At 56.3% G+C, this 1,041-nt stretch carries 1 protein-coding gene; it reads right to left on the minus strand.

Features of this window, described 5'->3' with window-relative positions; genetic code table 11:
* Positions 1 to 21: 21 nt before the first annotated feature.
* The gene (locus RBB47_RS30970; RefSeq protein WP_305989794.1) at positions 22 to 951 is read right to left on the minus strand and encodes an IS481 family transposase; all 930 of its coding nucleotides are present in this window, start codon (positions 949 to 951) and stop codon (positions 22 to 24) included.
* Between the last annotated feature and the right edge of the window lie 90 nt (positions 952 to 1,041).

The raw sequence follows: 1,041 nt of genomic DNA on the forward strand, positions 1-1,041 counted from the left end.
TGTGCTTTCCAATGAGGTTGTTCACCGATTGAGGTTCAGACGACTGATCGGTGTCTTGAAGTTAATGCCGCCGTGCGGGCGTTGGCAATTGTAGATGTCGAGCCAACGCGGCAGAGCATCGTTTCTTTGCTCTGAAGTCTTGTACGGCACTCCGTAAGCCCACTCCTCCTGCAGGGTTTTGATAAAGCGTTCTGCCTTTCCGTTGGTCTGCGGTGTGTATGGCTTGGTGCGGACATGTCTTGCGTCGATCTGCTGGAGCGTCGTTGCGAAGAGGTTTGATCTGTAGCCCACGCCGTTGTCGGTCATGACCCGTTTGATGGTGATCCCCATGGAAGCGAACCATCTGGTAGCCCGGACAAGGAACATGGCGCAGGTGTAGCCGCGCTCGTCTGGCAGCACTTCGACATAGGCAACGCGGCTGTGATCATCGATGGCCACATGCACATAGTCATAGCCGACGCCCTTGGAACGCTTGCGCCTATGCTGCCCGGTGATGCGATGGCCAGTCTTGTTGAAGCGCCCGAGTTTCTTGATGTCCAGGTGCAGCAAGTCACCAGGAGCATCTCGTTCGTAACGGCGCACCGGCTCCGGAGGTGTGAGGCGGCTGAGGCGGTTCAGGCCCCAGATCTTGAGTGCATGGGCCACGGTGGATCGTGGAAAGTCGAGCACTTCACCGATCTCATCTGCCGTCAGCCGCAATTGACGCAGCCGCACGATCAGGCCCCGCCATCCTGCCATATACGCATTGGGACAGGTTCCAGGCGCGCTGGACCGGGCAATCAGGCCGCAGACGCCATGCTCGCGAAACCGCTTCAGCCACTTGTAGACCGTGCGCACGGATATCCCGAACGCAGCAGCAATAGACCGCGCTTTCTCCCCGTTCTGATAGCGCTCAACGATTTGTTCTCGACTGTAAAAACAGGTGCGGGCATTCTTGTGAGGGTTGTTCATTCCATCGATCCTGAAACTGATTGTGTTTGGTCACCAACCAGTCTCAGATCTTCAATGTGAGTGAACAACCTTCTTAGATTTCACACCTAG

The sequence above is a fragment of the Roseibium sp. MMSF_3544 genome, assembly GCF_030732845.1.
In the GTDB taxonomy this organism is placed as follows: Bacteria; Pseudomonadota; Alphaproteobacteria; order Rhizobiales; family Stappiaceae; genus Roseibium.

Bases quoted from the DNA above. Each gene is read 5' to 3' on its own strand.
- RBB47_RS30970 (WP_305989794.1), bottom strand. From the start codon at position 951: ATGAACAACCCTCACAAGAATGCCCGCACCTGTTTTTACAGTCGAGAA.